Raw genomic sequence first — 18,823 nt, 5'->3', positions numbered from 1 at the left:
CGGCACATCGAATCGAGACGAACATGACTGACACCCCGACAGCCCTGGCGACCGAACAATCAGCGCACCTGGTCAAAGCCCTGCGCCGCTTCGACATCGTCTTCCTCATCATCGCCGCTGTCGTCGGCCTGGAAACCCTCGGTCAGGTCTCCACCTTCGGCGCACAAACCTTCACCTGGGCCCTGGTCCTCGCGGTGACCTTCCTGCTCCCCTACGGCCTGATCTTCGCCGAAGTCGGCTCGACGTTCACCGAGGAAGGTGGTGCGTACACCTGGGTCCGGACGGCTTTCGGTCGCGGCGCCGGGGCCATCGCCGCGCTGCTCACCTGGGTCACCCAACCGGTATGGGTCGGCGGGTCGATCTCGTTTCTCGCCGCCGCCACCTGGGATGAGCACGTCGGATCCCTGCCCGCCGGATCGGTCGGCGACTACCTGTTCAAACTCGGCTTCATCTGGCTGACCGTGCTCGCGGCGGTCGTCAGCCTGCGCCGGGGCAAGTGGATTCCGACCATCGGCGCGATTCTGAAACTGGGACTGCTGCTGTTCTTCGTCGGCACCACCGTCGCGTACGCGATCCAGCACGGCGTAGCCGGACTCTCCTTCGACGATTTCAGCCCCACCATGACCGGCCTGCTCGGAGTCACTCCGATCCTGCTGTTCGCCTACCTCGGCTTCGAATCATCCAGCGCGGCAGCGGCGGAGATGGACAATCCGGCCCGCGACGTCCCCATCTCGCTGCTGCGCTCCTGCCTGACCGCCGCCGCGTGCTACCTGATCCCGATCTTCGCGATCCTGGTCGTCGTCCCGAAGGACCAGATCACCGGCATCGGCGGACTCCTCGAAGCCATCGGCACCGTGTTCTCGGTCTACGGTCCGGCCGCCGAACCACTCGCCACCGTGGCGGCAGTGCTGTTCATCGTGATCCTGATGAGTCAGGGCTCGGCGTGGATGATCATCAGTGACCGCGTCCAGGCCGTCGCGGCCGCGGACGGCGCGTTCTTCGGCGGGTTCTTCGGCGTCTTCCATCGCCGACTCGGCACGCCGCTGCGCGTGAATCTCCTTTCCGGCGTCGTCGCGACGGTGTTCATGCTCGTGGCGATGCAGGTAACCGGTTCCAGCGCTTCGGTTTTCGCGGTCGTGCTGAGCATCTCGATCACGACCTTCCTGCTGAGCTATCTGCTGGTGATCCCGGCGGCGATCCGCCTGCGCACCCGATTCCCGGATCAGCCTCGGCCGTTCCGGGTGCCGGTGAGCAATCGTGGTTTCGCCGCCCTGGGCGTGATCTGCCTGGCCTGGGTGCTGCTCGGCTCGTTCGTGGCGATCTTCCCCGGCGTTCTGGACAGCCTGTTCGGACTCGACTACGACTTCATGGCGGTCTGGGGCGTGGACCGCACCCAGTTCGAGGTATTCACCCTCGGCACGCTGGCGGTCCTGCTGGTGCTCGGCGGGGTCGGCTACTGGCGCGCGGCCGCGGTACGGGGTCAGACCGAAACCGTTCTGGCACAGAACAACCCGGCACTGGTCACCTCCACCGAGTGACTCGTTCGAGCACGCTGAATCGACATGACGTGCTCACGCTCGCGTCACGGTGTAGTCCGTCGGGTCGAAGCGTGCGGTCATGCGGCGGAGGCGACGTGCGGACCAGGGCCAGGAGAAGCCGTTGCGGCCGTTCTTGTCGAAGTAGTAGCTGCGGCATCCGCCCGAGTTGTAGACCGTGCTCTGGAGCGCGGCTTGGACGTCGGTGTTGAACTGCCGCATCACATGTGGACGGACCTCCAGCGATGCCGCGGCGCTGCGCCGCAGATGAGTCAGCGCCTGAATCACCTGCTGCAGTTGGGATTCGATGATCAGGAACCCCGAGGCGACGGCCGAGACGTTCGGCCCGAAAAGGATGTAGAGGTTCGGGAAGCCCGGCACCGTGGTTCCCAGGTACGCCTGGGGGCTGCCGTCCCAGTGCTCGGACAGGCTGCGGCCATCACTGCCCCGAACCTTGTCCGCGATCGGCATGTCGAGGATCTTGAATCCGGTCGCCATGATCACGACATCGACTTCGGTTTTGGAATTGTCTTCGCCGATAAGGGTATTCCCGCGAACGGCGGTCAGGCCGGTCGAGATGACCGAGACGTTCGGGCGGGCGAGCGCCGGGTAGTAGTCACTCGACATCAGCAGCCGTTTGCAGCCGACCGACCACTCGGGAGTGAGGGCGGCGCGCAACGCGGGGTCCTCGATGGACGCGTGGATGTTCTGGCGTCCAAGCCATTTGAAGGCCGCCTGCCCCCAGCGATGGTTGAACGCGATATTGGTGAGTTCGAGAATCAATTCCTCACGCCGACGGTTGAATCGGTGCACCCACCCCAGACGATGCACACCCAGGCGTCGCGTGATCCGGGACGGCGCGGGCTCCATCTTGGGCACCACCCACTGCGGAGTCCGTTGCAGCACATGGAGTTCGGCCACCTGTTCGGCAATGCTCGGCACCACCTGGATCGCCGAGGCTCCGGTTCCCACGATCGCCACCCGCTGTCCGGTCAGATCGACCTCGTGATCCCAGCGCGAGGTGTGGAACACCGGCCCCGGGAAGGAGTCGAGGCCGTCGATATCGGGCAGGCTCGGCTCATGCCACGGTCCGGCGGCGGCGACGAGCGAACGGGCACGGATCTCACCGTCGCTGGTGTCCAATACCCAGCACCGCTGCGGCTCATCCCAACTCGCCTCGAATACTTCGACCCCGAGACGCAGATGCTCGCCGACGCCGAAGCGCTCGGCGGTCGCACGCAGATAGGACAGGATCTCCGGCTGCGGCGCGAACTTTCGACTCCAGTCATCATGGGGCGCAAAGGAATACGAGTAGGCGATGGACGGAATGTCGACCGCGCACCCCGGATAGGTGTTGTCCCGCCACACGCCACCGACACTGTCGGCCTTCTCCAGCACCACGAAGTCGGTGATCCCCGCCTCGCGCAGCGTGATCGCGGTGCCGAGACCGGAGATACCGGCGCCGATCACGGCAACCTCGAACAGGGGGGTCATGCGTCCTCCAGGATCAGTTGGGCGGCGCGCTCGCCGATCATCATCGACGGCGCGTTGGTGTTGCCACCGGGAATGGACGGCATCACCGATGCGTCGGCGACGCGCAGCCGCTCGATGCCGCGCACCTTCAAGTCGGGGTCGACCACGGCTCGCTCATCCACGCCCATCCGGCATGTGCCGGTCGGGTGATAGACGCTCGAGATCCGACGGCGCGCATCCTCGCGGGCGGCCGCGGGCGTGGTGCCGGAACGGCCGGGCGCGACTTCGGCGCGAACGTAGGACGCGGCCCCCGGGTGTGCCATCGCCTCGCGGACGATCTCCAGCCCTGACATCAGCACATCGAGATCGGCGGATGCGCTGAGGTAGCGCGGGTCGATCACGGGCGCGGCATGCGGATCGCGCGAGGCCAGGCGCACCGTGCCCGAGCTCTCGGGATAGAGCAGCACCAGATAGACCGTGAAGCAGGCGCCGTCGATATCGGGGTGAACCCCCGGAATCGTGGCATCGTCGCCGCGGCGACCGAGCGGAGTCGCAAACAACTGCAGATCGGGAATGGCGTCCGCGAACTCGGACCTGAGGTGGGCGATGCCCTCCATGTACGAGCCGCCCAGGAAGGTCGAGTTCGCTCGAAGGCGTTCCTTGGCCATCGCGGCAACGAACTTCGCCGGACTCAGGATCGGACCTTCGGTCACGTTGTAGACCACCGGGACAACGGCGTGATCCTGCAAGCCCTGCCCCACCGGCAGATCACCGAGTACCGGGATCCCGTGTTCGGCCAGGTGCGCTGCCGGTCCGATTCCCGAGAGCATGAGCAGTTGAGCGGTACGGAACGAACCGGCGGACACGATGACTTCCTGGTGTGCGACAAGACGTTCCGTGCCTCGCTTGGTGGCGATTTCGACGCCGACGGCCGCACCTTTGTCGATCAGGATCCGCGTGACCTGCGCGCCAGTCCGCACGCGCAGGTTCGGCGGCGCATCACGCAGATACGCCTCCGCCGAGCTCTGCCGACGCCCGCCGGCCGCGTTCCATTGGGCGACCGAGACGCCCTCCTGTTCGGCGGCGTTGTAGTCGGGGTTGCGGGCGAGTCCCGCGGTCGTAGCGAGCGAGTCGAGGAAGGCGTCGGTCACCGCGGCGAGATCGCGCGCCCGGGTGACACCGATCGGGCCCGAGCCGCCGCGGTAGTCGTTCGCGCCGTCCTCGAACGCCTCCATGCGCTTGAAGATCGGCAGCACATCGGTGTGACTCCAGCCGACGCATCCGGCCGCGGCCCAGTCGTCGTAGTTGCTGTGGTGCCCGCGGGACCAGATCATCCCGTTGACCGCACTGCCGCCACCGAGTCCACGTCCGTGCATCTGCGATACCCGGCGGTCGGCGGCATACGGTTGCGGGCTGGTGCGCGGTTGCCAGGTGACACTGCGCTGCAGCGCGCCGACCCCGTGCATCGCCCCGACCATGCCAGGCACCCGGACGAGCTGAGAGTCGTTGCGGCCGCCCGCTTCCAGCAGCAGGACCTCGGCACCGGCATCGGCGATCCGGCGTGCAGCGGCCGCTCCGGCGCTGCCGCCGCCGACTACGATGTAGTCCGCGGATGTGTCACGCGGTAGTTCTCGAGCCATGGGTTATCTCTCTTTGTCGGATCGCTCGATGGCGACGGACGGGTAGTTACGGCGAAGCGCGACAAGGGCATTGCTCAGCTCGATCGCGGCCTGTAAACGAGCGTCCTCGAGCTCGGGTCGCGGCAGGACTTCGCGCAGGACGGCCTCGCCGTCGAACATGTGCACCAGCGAGGTGCCCATCAACCGGAGCACGGCGGGATCGACTCCGGCGCCCACCGAGGGCACCACCGCGAGCTCGTCGACGGCGGCGTAGAGCCGGGCCGCCACCGGAGTGAGCTGCTCGCGCAACTCGGCGTCCGTGCGCGCGGCGATCAGCAATTCGAACCAGACCGCGTTGATCTGCGCTCGCGACTGGTTTCGCGTCAACGCGAGCATCTGTTCGACGGGCGCGTCACCGAGGGCGAGAAAACCCGCGAGGTGTCGGCGACCGACCTCTTCGGCGACTTCGACGACCAGCGCGAGCCGCGAGTCGAAATGGCGGAACAGCCCGCCCTTGGACACCCCTGCCCGGGTACAGATCTCGCCGAGGGAAGCACGGTAGTAGCCGATCTCGGCGATCGTGTCGATCGTCGCGTCCACCAACGCCGCCTTCGTGGATGCCGTGCGCTCGGCCTGGGTGCGGCGCACATGCTGGGTTTCGGTCACACCGCAGATTGCAACCAATCGGTCTCTAAATGTCAATAGGTCGAAGTTTATTGGGGGACAGGGACATTCGAGCGATGCTGCTCGAGGCGTCACGGGCGCAAAACCATCTCGGTGACCGGGACTTGCCCTTGCCAGTACGACTCTCGTACCCGCCTCGGGCGGCGCGGTATGCGCCGCGAGGGATGCTGGATGTTCGCCAACAACCGCCGTCAGCATCGACAAGAGTGGCAGTCGGGTGAACGAGCGTTCTCCCGCCCGCACCAATGAATTCGGCGGTTTGTAGGGACATCTCACAACCGGTGTTTAATTCAGTGCACGGGTGTTACGACTCAGACATGGCGGAACGGGGTGCTCGACCGAAGGTATCGCGCGGGAGACTGGTGCTCCTGCGAGCGATCAGACATCTGTTCACACCGCTACGGCCCGATGACTACCTCGAGATGATCAATCCGCTGTGGACCACGCGGGAGTTGCGCGGGCGCGTGGAGAAGGTGGTGCAGGAGGGGTCGCAGGCGGCGTCGGTGTTCATCCGGCCCGGGTACGACTGGGGTGGACACCGGCCGGGTCAGTACGTGCGGCTGGGTGTGCTCATCGATGGCGTATTCCATTGGCGCGCATATTCTTTGACCTCGGATCCGGACGCGGCTGACGGGCTGATATCGGTGACGCCGAAAGTCGTGGAGGGCGGGGTCGTTTCACCGTATCTGGTCCGGAAGATCCAGCCGGGCGAGGTGGTTCGGCTCGGTGAGGTCGAGGGAGTGTTCACCCTGCCCGAACCGACACCCGCGAAGCTGCTGTTCCTCAGCGCCGGAAGTGGTATCACGCCGATCGCGGGCATGCTGCGCAGTTTGGATCGGCGTGGGGCGCTCGGCGATGTGGTTGTCGCGCATTCCGCGCACGAGCCCGCGCAGGTGATGTTCGATGCGCTGCTGCGGGATCTGGACCACCGCCATCCGGGGCTGCGCCTGGACATCCGGCTGACGGGAGAGCACGGCAGGCTTACCCCCGGCGATCTGGACACCCTGTGCCCGGATTGGCGTGAGCGCGAAGCGTTCTGCTCCGGCCCGCCGGACATGCTGGACGCGCTCACCGCGCACTGGGACGCGCACGGCATCGCGGATCGACTGCACATGGAACGCTTTCAGCCGATCATCGGCGGCGCGGAGCACAGCGGGCAGGGCGGACTGGTGCACTTCCGGCGCAGCGGCATCGACGCCGAATGTGACGGCGGCACACCGATTCTCGTCGCCGGTGAACAGGCCGGACTGGATCTGCGGCACGGCTGCCGGATCGGAATCTGCCATACCTGCACCGGTGTCCTGCGCTCGGGCAAACTGCGCGATCTGCGCACCGGCGAGATCGGCGAACCCACCGGCCAGGCCGTGCGGATCTGCGTGAACACCGCCGAGGGCGATATCGACATCGACCTCTGATCGAAAGGATCAATCATGACTGCACCCAATCCCCTTGCGCACCTGAGTGATCGGCAACTGCAAGAGCTCGCCGAGGAATGCGACGCCATCCACGCCGAGGTCTACGCCGACCTCGGTGACCGCGACCGCCGCTACATCAAATCCGTCATCACCACCCAGCGCCAGCTCGCCGTCGCCGGCCGGACTCTGCTGCTGGGCTCGGTCTCCCCACCGGCTTGGTTGGCGGGCACCGCTTGCCTGGGCATGGCGAAGATCCTGGAGAACATGGAGATCGGCCATAACATCATGCACGGCCAATGGGATTGGATGAACGATCCCGACATCCACTCCACGGTCTGGGATTGGGACACCGCCTCCACCGCGGAGGCATGGAAGCACTCCCACAACTACATTCACCACACCTTCACCAATATCCGTGGCAAGGACAAGGATCTCGGCTACGAGATCATGCGGATCGACCCGAACCAGAAATGGAGTCCGGTCTACCTCGCCCAGCCGTTCTACAACGTGCTGCTCATGGCCTTCTTCGAATGGGGAGTGGCCGTGCACGATTTGGACATCGAGGCCATCCGCGCCGGGGACAAACCGATGCCCGAGGTCTGGCAGGACCTCAAAGGCATCGCAGGCAAAGCGCGAGCGCAGATCACCAAGGACTACATCGGCTGGCCGCTGGTGAGCGCGGCGGCGTTCGGCGCTGCCCAGCTCGTACTCCGCGGGCGACTGCCGCAGCCACAGTCCTCACGAATCGGCAAGGGCCTCAGGGCAATCAGCGGCAAGCGCCGCGTCGGTACGACCGCGAACCTGCTCGACAGACTGCTCCCCGGAGCCGAACGCACCTTCCTGGCCACCGTCGCCGCGACCTTCACCGCCAACATCATTCGCAACGTATGGGCGCACGGCATCATCTTCTGCGGCCACTTCCCCGACCAGACCTACACTTTCAGCCAAGACGAGGTCGATAACGAAACCCGTGGCGGCTGGTACGCCCGGCAACTGGTCGGCGCCGCCAACATCGAGGGCAGCCCTCTGTTCCACATCATCAGCGGCAACCTCGGCTACCAGGTAGAACACCACCTGTTCCCCGACATGCCGAGCAGCCGCTACGCCGAAATCGCCCCTCGGGTAAAAGATCTCTGCGAACGCTACCAACTCCCCTACAACTCCGGCCCCCTCACCCGACAGTGGACCATGGTCCACCGCACCATCGCCCGCCTCGCCTTCCCCGGCGGCGAACCCCGCCCGAAGCCCGGCCCCTACCACCGCGACACCGACCCGTTCACGCCGAACGGCCCCAGCGAATCCGACCGCTTCCGCAACCGGATACCGGCCGACGACAGAGTGTGAGTGTGTGTTCGCACTTTTGATCGTTCAGCGGACGCGGGGCGGTAAGTTCACTCCTCGGTCACGCGTGCCCGATCGGCGCTGCGGTGCAGTCCTTTTCGGTCGTAGAAGGCGGTGATCGCCGCACCGAAGCACAGTCCGATCAGCAGGCCGAGCAAGGTCATCCAGGTGCCGTGGGCCAGACCTGAGGAGCCGCGGGCGTCGAAGTACAGAATGGCTCGGATGCCGAGGAAGACCTGGTGCATCGGCTCGAAGGTCGAGAGCCAGCCCATGGCTTTCGGGGTCGCTTCGATGGGGACGGATCCGCCTGCGGAGGGCAGGCCGAGCACGATGAACAGGATCAGGTTCACCAACAGACCGGCCGATCCGAATGCGGCGAGCACCGAGAGCGCGGTAACGCCGACCGCGATGATCGCCAGCGTGCTGTAGAGGAACAGCATCGGTGCCCGGTCGATGGGCATGTCGAGAAGTGTTGCGACGGCGAGGAATACAGCCGACACCAGCGGCGCGACGATCGCGAGAATCCCCCACTTGAGCAGCAGAGTCCGCAGCCGCGAGATGGGCGTCGATGGATAGTGCACGTACCAGGGGCCGTATTCGGTCGGGGTGAAGCCGAGGGCCGCGTCCACCATCGTGTGAATGATCATGGCTCCGGTGAATCCGGCCAACAGAACCAACAGCGTGTAGAAGAAGGCCGACAGGCCGCCGCCGGTGCCGTCTGGCAGCGGTCGGAATGGCGTGATGACCACATCGACAGGTTCGGCGAGGGTCAGTTGAGCGGCCCCGGACACCGGTGGCGCCGCAGTGTCCGGCGTCGGACGGAGTTGGGCGTCGACGGTGTCGGTGAGTTGCCTGCCGACCGTCTCGTTCACCTTCGCCAGCGCCTGCTCGGTGATGCGCAGGGTGATGCTGGTGGCGTAACTACCGATGCGAGGATTGGTCTGGATGGTGATGACGGGTCGCTCTACCTTGCCGGAGACAACGCTGGCGGTGCCGAGAATGCCGAGTCGCTTGGTGAAGTCGTTCGGGATGATGATCGCGCCGTAGATCTTCCCGTCCAGCAACAGCTTCTGCATTTCGGGGATGCCCGTGACCGTCAGGTCGACCTTGTCTGCGGGAATGTTCTGCGCCAACGCGGTCGCAATCTGGTCGCCTACGTTGGTGGGCTGTCCACCCAATGTGTCACCGACGTCCTGATTGACCAGCGCGATCGGAAAGTCGTGCAGATTCTTCTCGGGGTTGACGACGTACCCGAGATACATCAGAGACAGCAACGCCATCAGCAGACCGACGACCACGATGGGCCGAGTCCATACCTGCGCGCGAACGGGTTTCCCTGTCATCGAACCGGCCCCTGTTCCTGACGATGTTCGAGAACTGCTCGGTGATCTGGCGAGAGCTAAGGCGAATTTTGCCACCTCATCGCGACTGCACCGCGGCGGCGAGCCGGGCAATTGGCGCAGCGGGTTACGACGCTCAATCCAGAGACACCCTCGACTCGCCACCGAAACGAGCACCCTGAACTGTCACGAGCAAGGTGCTGTCGCACAGCGGTGATCGGCGTCGGGCCTGTGCGCCGCTACTCCTGATCTCCGAACTTGATTTCCAGGTCGATAACACCGGCGGTCTTGCCCCAGACCACTTCGTTGGTCGCATTGATCTGCAATCCGGCTCGGCTGGCTACCCCATACTTGTGATACAGGTTGTATGTATCGCTATCCATATGGTCGCCGCGGCATATGTACCAGAAATGTGGCACGTCTTTTGTGGTTGCTCGGACGGTGCCGCTCATACTGCCCGTGAGCTTGTTGTTCTGATTCGGCACCAGGCTGATGCTGATGCCGAATTGCAGTTTCCCGCATGGGATGTGCCCGACGGTGTCGCTCGGGTCGGTAGCGCGAACGGCTCGCCATAGTTGCGAATCCGCGCCCGGCACGCCGGGCACTACTCGAACCAAGCCGTCGGCTCCGGCAACGAGCTGGCCCCAGCCGTTGAACCTCGTTTTCCCATAGATTTTGTGTCGGGATGTCTGCGTTACGCGCTGACGTGACGGCCACGTTTCGGCGAAAGCCCAGTTGAGCGCTTCATTCTCTGAATCCGGACAGATAGAAGTATCCGGCGGCGCTTCATCCTCCGCGGTGCTCGGCTCGGTGAAGTGGAACTCGCTGTCGCGACCACCGTTCGCGGGCTTCTCGCCATCAGCGAGGACGATCAGGTGCGTCCAACGGTCGCGATCGAGCGCAGGGCAGGTCAAAGTCATCTGAGTATCGCTGTTCACAGTGAACTGCGCGGGGTACTGCCGGGAGTCCCCGTCCTGGAAGAAGACCCGGGTTGCGCGAGTGAAACCCGACCCGGAGACGAATATCTGTGCACCGCCGCCGAATTCAGCTGCGTTGGGATTGATGCTGGTGACTTGTGTCATCGATCTGCGCCTCCCCTGTATCGGCGCAGAATCGGCGACTTGCGCTCACTGGTGACACTGCGACTGTCGAACCGTCCAAGATGCCTTCTGGCACAAAGGATCTGGGCGCGACCAACCCCTCAAGCCTCCCACAGAACACCACTCTGCCGCAGGCGAACGAGGTTGCTCGTAATCGGCGCCGGACGGGATTGCGGTCAGCCCCGGAACTCGATCCAGAAGGCGAAAGTGCACGTCTCGTTCTCGACGTGATCCCACGAGAAGGTCAGCACATCCGGGATCGTGACAACCGTGTTGACTTCGGTGCGTTTGACCAGGTACTCGATCGGGGTCAGATCATCTGCGGTCTGGTCGATCTCGCCATCGTGAGAGTCCTCGAGAAGGGCCGATCGAAAGTCCACGACACCGATTGTTCGCGGACGGAACACCAGGCTCACCTGATCCCTGTCCCAGTCCTTGGTTACGGTGCACGCGCCCCGGATGATCTCGCGGCCATCGACCTCATCGACGGTGTACCCGTCTACGAGAGCTTCCCCGCCGTGCTCGTTGACGAGCCTGACATTCGTGATCAGCACCGACTATCCCCTTTCAGTTCGCCCCGAGGCGTTGGAGGACGCTTCGGTCACGAGGTTATCGCAGGTTCGGCTAACCAGGTGCAACTATTGTGCGCCAACCACTTTCATCGAGGCGGTCGTCGCCGCTGAAGAGCATCAGCGCAAGGGAATCGCCAGCCGTGATCGCCGCCGCACGCCGGACCGTCCAATTCACTTCCGGCCGCTGACCACGTGAACCGGACGGCACTCAACGGTTCAAGGCGAGGAAACGCCAGTCCAGGACCGACACGCTCTCACCATCGCGGTCTGCTGATACAACTGCCCGCAGGTCGAGCAGTGTGCCGTGGGCGCCCACCGAGGTGAGGTTCTCGATCGTCAAGACGGTGCGGAGGGTGTCTCCCTCGTAGACGGGCGCGGTGTGATCGCACCCGCGCCACGCGGGGACCGTCACCAGACCCGGCAGGTCACGGTTGATCTGGGCGAGCGCGATGGCAATGGTGTGACCACCGTAGACCAGTCGGCGACCGCCTGCTGCTGACGAATCATGGTGCACCGCTGCGATGTTGAGAGTGAGGCGGGCCAGCTCGGGAGCACTGGAGACGACATCGCCTCCCGTGATCTCCCAGGACATGCCCGCGGACAGCTCTGATGCGGATGGGGCGGATGCCGGTAGGGCGGACAGGTCCCATCCCGCGAATGAGGCTGCGGCGGTGGCGATATCGGTCTCGGTGCCGAGGGTCGTGAGATCGTCATGGCGACCGGTGTCCGCGCCGGGGTCGCGGAGAGGGATCATGGCGCAGCGGTGGAAGTCCAGAATCGGGCGGTCCCGTTGGTCGACGGTGACAACACGGAGGACGGCCATGCCGGTGTCAGCGCGGTCGGGTTTGAGCGAATTCTGCCGTAGCGCAACGACGGTGGTGGTTGTGCGCAGCGTGTCGCCGATCGCGGGGGCGCGATGGAAGGCCAGACCGCGGTAGAAGAGGTTCGCCTTCACCCGGCGTGTGGCGAGAGTCGATTGCCCGATGGCGAGATTCCAGACGAGTGCCGGATGCGCCAGCGGACCGCGACCGGTGACACGTTGGGCGAGTTCGGTATCCAGTGGCAGCCGAAGTCGGTCGCCGACGATCGACTGGTGCACCGCCGCGTGCCCGTGCGTCAGGGTCACCGCGGGTGCGCCGTCGAATCGCATACCGGGTTCGAGGTCCTCGAAGTACGGGCCATCGGTCGCGAATGACTTGGTGGCGAATGTCATTGCCGCTCCTGGATGTCGCTGATCGCCGAACCTGCGCGGGCCAGTACTCGGCGCGCCTGCGCCGCGACAGCGTCATCGATCATTCGACCGTCCCGGGTGAACGCACCGATCCCGCGCCGGTGATTCGCGTGCACGGCCGCCACAGTGGCTTCGGCGTCGGCGATCTCGTCCTCGCTGGGCCGGAAGGCGGCATTGACCACCGGCACCTGCCGGGGGTGGATCACCCACTTGCCATCGAAACCCAGTCGCGCGGATTCGGTTGCACTGGAGGCGAATTCGTCATCGACGAGCACTCCCAGCTGTGGACCGTCTATTGCCTCCACACCGGCCGAGCGCGCGGCGAACAGCATCGCGTCCTGTGCGTGGCACCAGCGGTCCACTCCCCTGCGGCCCAATGACGCTCCCAGATCGGCATAACCCAGCGCCACACCACGCAGCAACGGTGAGGCGTGCGCGATCTCCCTCGCGGCCGCGATCGCGGCCGCAGATTCCAGGAGTGCGTACAACCGCACCGGGTCGGTACGGCCCGAGCGGGCCCGCGTACCGTGCAACAGTCGATCAGCGAAGGCGATATCTCCTGGACAGTCGGTCTTGGGCAGCATGATCGAATCGGGGCCGCCCGGCTCGGCGCAGGCGGCCACATCCAGGTGGCACCACGGCGTACCGGGCGCGTTGACCCGGACCACCAGCACCGGTGCACCGGCCGCCCGCGCACGGGCCAGCATGCTCGCCAATCCTGCGCGTGCCCCGTCTTTTTCGCTCGGCGCGACCGAATCCTCGAGGTCTATGATGATGCCCTCCGCGCCGGAGTGCACCGCTTTGCCGATCAACTCGGGCCGGGTGGCCGGGACCGACAGCCATGATCTCGGCGCAATCTGCTGACCCACGAATCATCCTTTCATCCGCCTCATATTTTAATCTATATTAAAGTAAAGAACCGAGCGAGGCAGGTCCAGCTCGGCGGTGAACAAGGGAGTACCGTGAGCCAGCTGTCCGAAGAAGAGCAGTTCGTCGTCCGGACGGTCCGGGACTTCGTCGAGCGTGAGGTGCGCCCGGTGGTCCGCGAGCTCGAGCACGCGAATACCTATCCGGAGGCGTTGATCGAGCAGATGAGAAAGCTCGGCATCTTCGGGCTGGCGATTCCCGAATCCTTCGGCGGCACCGCGGTTTCCATGCCCTGCTATGTGGGCGTCACCGAGGAGCTTGCCCGCGGCTGGATGAGCCTGGCCGGGGCCATGGGCGGACATACCGTGGTATCGAAGCTGCTGTTGGCCTTCGGCACCCCAGAGCAGCAGCAGCGCTACCTGCCACGCATGGCGACCGGCGAAATCCGCGCCACCATGGCCCTCACCGAACCCGGCGGCGGTTCGGACCTGCAAGCCATGACCACCACCGCCAAGCGCGACCCCGACGGCTACACGATCAATGGCGCGAAGATGTGGATCAGCAATGCTCGGCGCTCCCAGCTCATCGCACTGCTGTGCAAGACCGATCCGAAGACCCGTCCACGTCATCGAGGCATCAGCATCATGCTGGTGGAACACGGCCCGGGACTGACGGTCTCGCGTGATCTGCCCAAGCTCGGCTACAAGGGCGTGGAGAGCTGCGAACTGTCCTTCGACCGATACCGCGCACCGTTGGATGCCCTGCTCGGCGGTGTCGAGGGCGAGGGCTTCGCCCAGATGATGAAGGGCCTGGAGACCGGCCGTATTCAAGTGGCATCACGCGCGCTGGGTGTGGCCCAGGCAGCCTTCGACGACGCCTTCCACTACGCCCAGTCCCGTGAAAGTTTCGGCCAGCCCATCTGGAAACACCAATCCATCGGCCACTATCTGGCCGATATGGCCACCAAATTGGCGGCCGCACGCCAATTGGTGCTGCACGCCGCCGATCGCGCCGATACCGGCCAGCGCTGCGATATGGAAGCCGGGATGGCCAAACTGTTCGCCTCCGAGGTGGCCATGGAGATCGCCCTCACCGCCCTGCGCATCCACGGGGGCAACGGATATTCCACCGAATACGACGTCGAACGCTTCTTCCGCGACGCCCCGCTCATGATTGTCGGCGAAGGCACCAATGAGATCCAGCGCAATGTAATCGCGGCGCAGCTCGTGGCCCGGGGTGGGCTCGACCACTGAGTGAGCCGGGCGCGGATCACGTTGCACGACAGAGTGATCCGCCAGTCCGGCTCCGGATACGATGCTGCCCCCGTCACCATATGCGGTGACGGGGGCAGCGTCGGGGTTCAGCCGCCGCGGAGAACGCGGGAACCGCAAGCTCGGGCGCGAACGAGTCGAATCGTCATCCGCGCGCGGGCACCGGATGGGCGTCGTGGATCTTGTCCACGACGAGTTTCGCGGTTTCGGCGCAGGCGGTGGTGCCGCCGTTGGCGTATTCCTTCACACCGTCACCGACATTCCACAGATTGGCGATCGGAGTGTCGTGCGGCAGGTCGAAACCCGCGACGGCTCGCTGCGGCGGCCAGGCATCACGGGTGACCGCGATGGACAGGATCCGGGCAGAGTCGAAGCCCGCGATCTCCTCACGCAAGTCGTCGAGAATCAGTGCGGTTTCGGCCTTTTCGTCGAAGTCGCCGATGGCCGGTTTCGGGATGCCCGCCGCCGCGTACAGGTGCCAGCCCGCCGGGGCCATTTCGGGGCAGGTGGCGGTGAAGTTGGCGACGTAGCAGAGGCGGCGGCTCTTGGCGAAGCTCAGCATGCCGGGAGCCTGAGACAGCGGAGTTTGGCTGGCGAAATTCACGGTGATCATGGCGCAAGGACGATCGGCCGCCGCGACCCGATCGATGTATTCGGCGGGCAGGTTGTGCTTGCCTGCCAACTCGACGGTGGCGGCGGGGCCGATATCACTCACCGCGAAACGGCAACTGATATCGATGGTTTCGCCATCACGCTCGATGCGCGCACCGCTGACCAATCCATCATCGAAGGTGAGTTCACGTACCTCACCCGATAGCCATACCTGCCCGCCATTGGCCTCGATCACCTCGGCCAGGGATTTCCAGACCCCGATGGTGCCTTCGGGGCAGAACCCGAACTTCTTGAAGGCAGTCTTGCGTGTGAAGTAGGTCAGGAACACTCGCGCGGGTAGTTCCTCGGAGCCGACCGCGAAGATGGATCCACACATATTGCGGAAGATGCCCTGGACCGATTCGTTCTTGGTGTACTTGCGCACCCAGTCCGCGGTGGACAGTTCGTACTCGGGCAGTCCGCTGTCATCTCGTGCCGCACCCAGGCCCTTGACGAGTTTGGCGCCCTGGCGGGTGAGTTTGGACAGCAGCAGTCCCCAGCCGCCACCGGTGACGTCGACATCCTTGCCGCCGATGCGATACAGGATCGGCGGATTCGCCGGGCGCACATCGAATTTCGCGCCGACCTCATCGAAGGTTTCCTCGGTGATGCTGCCGAGTTCGATGACGATGGCTCCGTTGTTGACCTTGAATCCGTCGATCTCGGTGGTGGAGGCACGCCCGCCGACACGGTCCAGGCGCTCCACCACCAGGGTGCGATATCCCAGGTGCGAGAGTCGTGCGGCAGCGAGGAGCCCGCCTGCTCCGGCTCCGATTACCAGTGCGTCCCAATTGTTTTCGGTCATCTCAGTACCTCGATTCAGCCGAGCGGATTGGCGCCGGGTTCCGCGCCCGACATATCGGTGATCAGGTCCCATTGCGCGGCGACCTCGTCGATGCTCGGCGGCGCGGCGAAGACCGCGCCCTTGTTCTGAAACTGCTGCACGCGATACACCCGCCCGCCTCCGGCGACCACCACCGTCGCGGTGTCCGAACATTCATCGCTCATGAGATAGCCGACAACGCCCGCGACATGAGCGGGCGGCAGCTGATCGAGCATTTCCTTGGGCGCGATATCCGCGGTCATGCGGGTCGCGGCCAGGGGTGCGACGGCGTTGGCGAGGATATTGTTCCGGCCACCCTCGATGGACAGCGTGTTGACCAGGCCGACCAAGCCGAGTTTGGCCGCGCCGTAGTTGGCCTGGCCGAAGTTGCCGAACAGACCGCTGGTGGAGGTCGCCATGACAATGCGGCCGTGGTTCTGCGCACGGAAGTACGGCCACGCGGCGCGGGAGACGAAATAGCCGCCCCACAGGTGCACCCGCTGCACCGATTCCCAGTTGTCAGCTGTCATTTTCGCGAACGAGCCGTCGCGGAGGATGCCCGCGTTGTTGACCACCCCGTGCACGGTCCCGAATTCGTCGACGGCGGCCTTGACCAGGTTGGCCGCGCCCTCCTCGGTGGCGACACTGTCGTAATTGGCGATCGCGGTACCGCCCGCGGCGCGGATCTCCTCGACCACGGCATCGGCCATGGACTCACTCGCGCCTGAGCCGTCGCGGGCACCGCCCAGGTCGTTGACCACCACCAGCGCGCCCTCGGTGGCGAGCAGCAACGCGTATTCGCGCCCCAGTCCCCCGCCCGCTCCGGTGACGACGATGACCCGATCGGTTACTCCAGGCATGATTCTCCTTGCCCTGCTGGCTATTTCGACGTGTGGATATCAGTAGGATGCGGGCAGACCGAGCACGGTCTGCGCCACGAAATTGAGCACCATTTCCCGGCTGACCGGCGCGGTGCGCATGAGCCGGGCCACGAACCACATTTCGGCGAGGCCGTACTCTTTGGACAGACCGTTGCCACCGTGGGTCTGAATGGCCTGATCGAGAGCCTTCAGCGACGCCTCGGCGGCGGCGAACTTGGCGATATTGGCCGCCGCGGCGGCATTTTCGCCATCGTCGAAGATCTCGGCAGCCCGATACATGGACAGGCGCGCGAGTTCGACGGCGATATGACATTCGGCGAGCGGATGCGAAACGCCCTGGTGCGCACCGATCGGCACCGACCACACCCGCCGGTCCTTGGCATACCGGACCGCCTTGTCGATGGCATATCGCCCGATGCCCGAACTGATGGCCGCAGCCAGAATCCGCTCGGGATTCAGACCGGCGAATACCTGGCGCAGCCCACTGCCGTGCTCACCGATGAGTGCCTCGGGACCAACGCGTACCTCATCGAAGAACAGGGTGAACTGGTGATCCGGCGAGACCACGGCGGTGTCCAGGGGCTGGCGCACCACGCCCGGGGCGTCGGAGGGAACCACGAACATGGACAACGGGTTTCGCTTACTATCGTCCAGATCCCCGGCGCGGGTGATGACCAGTAGCGCGTCGGCTTCGTCGGCTGCCGAGATGAAGTATTTGCCGCCCGAGATGATCCAGTCTTCACCGTCGCGGCGAGCAGTGGTCTTGACCGCGTGACTGTTGGATCCGGAGTCGGGTTCGGTGAGGCAGAACGCCATCTTGGCGGTGCCGTCGGCCAGTTTCGGCAGCCACTGCCGCTTCATCTGCGGTGAACCGTGCGCGGCCACGATGGAACCGCAGATGGCCGGCGAGATCACCGTCAACAGCAGGGGAATACCGTGCGCGGCAAGCTCGTCGATGACCACCGCGAGTTCGGCCAGCCCCGCTCCCCCACCGCCGTACTCCTCGGGCAGGTGCACACCGAGCATTCCGGCGGCCCCCAGCTCGGCCCACAATTCGTCGACCTTGCGTCCTTCCCGCGAGCGCTCCAGAAAGTAAGCCGCACCGTACTTTTCGGCGATCTTGGCCACGCTGTCGCGCAGTAGCGCGCGCTCTTCGGTGTCGATGACAAGTCCCTGCACGATCACTGTCCTTCGAAGGTCGGGCGCCGCTTGGCCATGAAGTCGGCGATGGCGCCGGTGGCATCGGCGGTGCGGGCGGTGCGGCGCAGCGCATCGGTTTCGGCCGCCAATTGCTCGAAATACGTGCTGTTGCCGGAATCTCGGAGCAGGCGGCGCATTTCGCCATAGGCGCGGGTGGGCCCTGCGGCCAGGCGGCGGACCGCGGTGTCGGCGGCCTCGGCCAACTCATCGGCGGGCACCGTCCGGGTGACCAGGCCCCATTCGGCCGCGGTGTCGGCATAGATCACGCGATCCTCGAAGAACATCTCGGCCGCACGCCGATGGCCGATGAGCCGTGGCAGATACCACGAGTTCCCGGCATCGCTGGAGATGCCGATCCTGCCGAATCCGGTGGCGAATTTGGTGCCCTGCGCGGCGATCGCGATATCGGCGATGTACAGCAGTGAGAGTCCGCCCCCTGCGCAGGCCCCGTGCACCGCTGTCACGATCGGTACCTCCAGACGCGAGAGCAGCCGCAGCGCTTCGTGATACGGAATGGCCATCCGGGTCAGGGTCTCGGCCATCTGGTCGGGGCTCGCCTCGTTGAATGCCGCGATATCCCCGCCGACGCTGAATACCGGGCCATTGCCCGTGATCAGCACGGCCCGCACGCTCCGGTCGCCCGCCAGCTCGGTCGCGATCGCCAGGATGGCGTCACCGAACTCCTGATTCATGGCATTGCCGACCTGCGGCCGGTTCAGGCGTATGAACGCGATGTCGTCCTTGACGTCGTACTCGACCACGGGCGCATCGGCCTCGGCTGTCACAAGCTCACCTCCATTTGAATTTAATATAGATTAAA

General features: G+C 65.0%; 17 protein-coding genes. 5 read left to right on the top strand and 12 right to left on the bottom strand.

Annotation, left to right across the window (positions count from 1 at the left end):
- Positions 1 to 23 precede the first annotated feature (23 nt).
- A complete protein-coding gene (locus ACFC0O_RS12755) occupies positions 24 to 1,538 on the top strand; it encodes an APC family permease (protein ID WP_375956814.1) in 1,515 nt (504 codons plus the stop codon).
- Positions 1,539 to 1,571: 33 nt separating this feature from the next.
- Here ACFC0O_RS12755 and ACFC0O_RS12750 read toward each other — a convergent pair whose 3' ends face one another.
- From ACFC0O_RS12750 to ACFC0O_RS12740, 3 genes are read right to left on the bottom strand one after another with little or no spacing between them, the layout of a single operon-like run.
- Entirely contained in the window at positions 1,572 to 3,029 is a 1,458-nt protein-coding gene (locus tag ACFC0O_RS12750; protein WP_375956811.1) for a flavin-containing monooxygenase, read from the bottom strand.
- Positions 3,026 to 4,648 carry a GMC family oxidoreductase gene (locus ACFC0O_RS12745; protein ID WP_375956808.1) on the bottom strand — a complete coding sequence of 541 codons (1,623 nt, stop codon included), beginning with the start codon at positions 4,646 to 4,648 and terminating at the stop codon, positions 3,026 to 3,028. The genes ACFC0O_RS12750 and ACFC0O_RS12745 overlap by 4 nt, the downstream gene beginning before the upstream one ends.
- Before the next feature lie 3 nt (positions 4,649 to 4,651).
- The gene (locus ACFC0O_RS12740) at positions 4,652 to 5,275 is read right to left on the bottom strand and encodes a TetR/AcrR family transcriptional regulator (RefSeq protein WP_375956805.1); all 624 of its coding nucleotides are present in this window, start codon (positions 5,273 to 5,275) and stop codon (positions 4,652 to 4,654) included.
- 353 nt (positions 5,276 to 5,628) lie between these two features.
- Here ACFC0O_RS12740 and ACFC0O_RS12735 point away from each other — a divergent pair, with 353 nt between their 5' ends.
- Positions 5,629 to 6,726 carry a ferredoxin reductase gene (locus ACFC0O_RS12735; RefSeq protein ID WP_375956802.1) on the top strand — a complete coding sequence of 366 codons (1,098 nt, stop codon included), beginning with the start codon at positions 5,629 to 5,631 and terminating at the stop codon, positions 6,724 to 6,726.
- A gap of 15 nt (positions 6,727 to 6,741) precedes the next feature.
- The gene (locus ACFC0O_RS12730) at positions 6,742 to 8,070 is read left to right on the top strand and encodes a fatty acid desaturase family protein (RefSeq protein ID WP_375956799.1); all 1,329 of its coding nucleotides are present in this window, start codon (positions 6,742 to 6,744) and stop codon (positions 8,068 to 8,070) included.
- A 47-nt stretch (positions 8,071 to 8,117) separates the two neighbouring features.
- Here ACFC0O_RS12730 and ACFC0O_RS12725 read toward each other — a convergent pair whose 3' ends face one another.
- From ACFC0O_RS12725 to ACFC0O_RS12715, 3 genes are all read right to left on the bottom strand, one after another.
- The gene (locus ACFC0O_RS12725; protein WP_375956796.1) at positions 8,118 to 9,410 is read right to left on the bottom strand and encodes a YhgE/Pip domain-containing protein; all 1,293 of its coding nucleotides are present in this window, start codon (positions 9,408 to 9,410) and stop codon (positions 8,118 to 8,120) included.
- Positions 9,411 to 9,646: 236 nt separating this feature from the next.
- Positions 9,647 to 10,489: an IPT/TIG domain-containing protein gene (locus ACFC0O_RS12720; protein WP_375956794.1), complete on the bottom strand. Its 843-nt coding sequence runs from the start codon at positions 10,487 to 10,489 to the stop codon at positions 9,647 to 9,649.
- A gap of 194 nt (positions 10,490 to 10,683) precedes the next feature.
- Positions 10,684 to 11,061, bottom strand: coding sequence for a hypothetical protein (locus ACFC0O_RS12715; RefSeq protein ID WP_375956791.1), 378 nt, complete (start codon positions 11,059 to 11,061; stop codon positions 10,684 to 10,686).
- Here ACFC0O_RS12715 and ACFC0O_RS12710 point away from each other — a divergent pair.
- A complete protein-coding gene (locus tag ACFC0O_RS12710) occupies positions 11,051 to 11,275 on the top strand; it encodes a hypothetical protein (RefSeq protein WP_375956789.1) in 225 nt (74 codons plus the stop codon). The two genes, ACFC0O_RS12715 and ACFC0O_RS12710, sit on opposite strands and share 11 nt — an antisense overlap.
- A 12-nt stretch (positions 11,276 to 11,287) precedes the next feature.
- Here ACFC0O_RS12710 and ACFC0O_RS12705 read toward each other — a convergent pair whose 3' ends face one another.
- Both ACFC0O_RS12705 and ACFC0O_RS12700 read right to left on the bottom strand, forming a co-directional pair.
- Entirely contained in the window at positions 11,288 to 12,292 is a 1,005-nt protein-coding gene (locus tag ACFC0O_RS12705) for a MaoC family dehydratase (RefSeq protein WP_375956786.1), read from the bottom strand.
- Positions 12,289 to 13,179, bottom strand: a complete 891-nt coding sequence (locus ACFC0O_RS12700; RefSeq protein ID WP_375956783.1) for an HpcH/HpaI aldolase/citrate lyase family protein — start codon at positions 13,177 to 13,179, stop codon at positions 12,289 to 12,291. The genes ACFC0O_RS12705 and ACFC0O_RS12700 overlap by 4 nt, the downstream gene beginning before the upstream one ends.
- Positions 13,180 to 13,272: 93 nt before the next feature.
- Here ACFC0O_RS12700 and ACFC0O_RS12695 point away from each other — a divergent pair, with 93 nt between their 5' ends.
- A complete protein-coding gene (locus ACFC0O_RS12695) occupies positions 13,273 to 14,430 on the top strand; it encodes an acyl-CoA dehydrogenase family protein (RefSeq protein WP_375956780.1) in 1,158 nt (385 codons plus the stop codon).
- A gap of 163 nt (positions 14,431 to 14,593) precedes the next feature.
- Here ACFC0O_RS12695 and ACFC0O_RS12690 read toward each other — a convergent pair whose 3' ends face one another.
- From ACFC0O_RS12690 to ACFC0O_RS12675, 4 genes are read right to left on the bottom strand one after another with little or no spacing between them, the layout of a single operon-like run.
- A complete protein-coding gene (locus tag ACFC0O_RS12690; RefSeq protein WP_375956777.1) occupies positions 14,594 to 15,904 on the bottom strand; it encodes a phytoene desaturase family protein in 1,311 nt (436 codons plus the stop codon).
- 14 nt (positions 15,905 to 15,918) lie between these two features.
- Positions 15,919 to 16,782, bottom strand: coding sequence for an SDR family oxidoreductase (locus ACFC0O_RS12685; RefSeq protein WP_375956775.1), 864 nt, complete (start codon positions 16,780 to 16,782; stop codon positions 15,919 to 15,921).
- Positions 16,783 to 16,821: 39 nt separating this feature from the next.
- Positions 16,822 to 17,985: an acyl-CoA dehydrogenase family protein gene (locus ACFC0O_RS12680; RefSeq protein WP_375960694.1), complete on the bottom strand. Its 1,164-nt coding sequence runs from the start codon at positions 17,983 to 17,985 to the stop codon at positions 16,822 to 16,824.
- Positions 17,985 to 18,788: an enoyl-CoA hydratase/isomerase family protein gene (locus ACFC0O_RS12675; protein ID WP_375956772.1), complete on the bottom strand. Its 804-nt coding sequence runs from the start codon at positions 18,786 to 18,788 to the stop codon at positions 17,985 to 17,987. Before ACFC0O_RS12675 ends, ACFC0O_RS12680 begins: the two co-directional genes overlap by 1 nt.
- Positions 18,789 to 18,823: the final 35 nt, after the last annotated feature.

It is taken from the genome of Nocardia sp. NPDC056100, from assembly GCF_042266325.1.
In the GTDB taxonomy this organism is placed as follows: domain Bacteria; phylum Actinomycetota; class Actinomycetes; order Mycobacteriales; family Mycobacteriaceae; genus Nocardia.
The sequence above is the reverse complement of the archived record's forward strand: the minus strand, read 5'-3'. Positions and strand labels throughout refer to the sequence as shown.

Bases quoted from the DNA above. Each gene is read 5' to 3' on its own strand.
- ACFC0O_RS12755 (WP_375956814.1), top strand. From the start codon at position 24: ATGACTGACACCCCGACAGCCCTGGCGACCGAACAATCAGCGCACCTG.
- ACFC0O_RS12750 (WP_375956811.1), bottom strand. From the start codon at position 3,029: ATGACCCCCCTGTTCGAGGTTGCCGTGATCGGCGCCGGTATCTCCGGT.
- ACFC0O_RS12745 (WP_375956808.1), bottom strand. From the start codon at position 4,648: ATGGCTCGAGAACTACCGCGTGACACATCCGCGGACTACATCGTAGTC.
- ACFC0O_RS12735 (WP_375956802.1), top strand. From the start codon at position 5,629: ATGGCGGAACGGGGTGCTCGACCGAAGGTATCGCGCGGGAGACTGGTG.
- ACFC0O_RS12730 (WP_375956799.1), top strand. From the start codon at position 6,742: ATGACTGCACCCAATCCCCTTGCGCACCTGAGTGATCGGCAACTGCAA.
- ACFC0O_RS12725 (WP_375956796.1), bottom strand. From the start codon at position 9,410: ATGACAGGGAAACCCGTTCGCGCGCAGGTATGGACTCGGCCCATCGTG.
- ACFC0O_RS12720 (WP_375956794.1), bottom strand. From the start codon at position 10,489: ATGACACAAGTCACCAGCATCAATCCCAACGCAGCTGAATTCGGCGGC.
- ACFC0O_RS12705 (WP_375956786.1), bottom strand. From the start codon at position 12,292: ATGACATTCGCCACCAAGTCATTCGCGACCGATGGCCCGTACTTCGAG.
- ACFC0O_RS12690 (WP_375956777.1), bottom strand. From the start codon at position 15,904: ATGACCGAAAACAATTGGGACGCACTGGTAATCGGAGCCGGAGCAGGC.
- ACFC0O_RS12685 (WP_375956775.1), bottom strand. From the start codon at position 16,782: ATGCCTGGAGTAACCGATCGGGTCATCGTCGTCACCGGAGCGGGCGGG.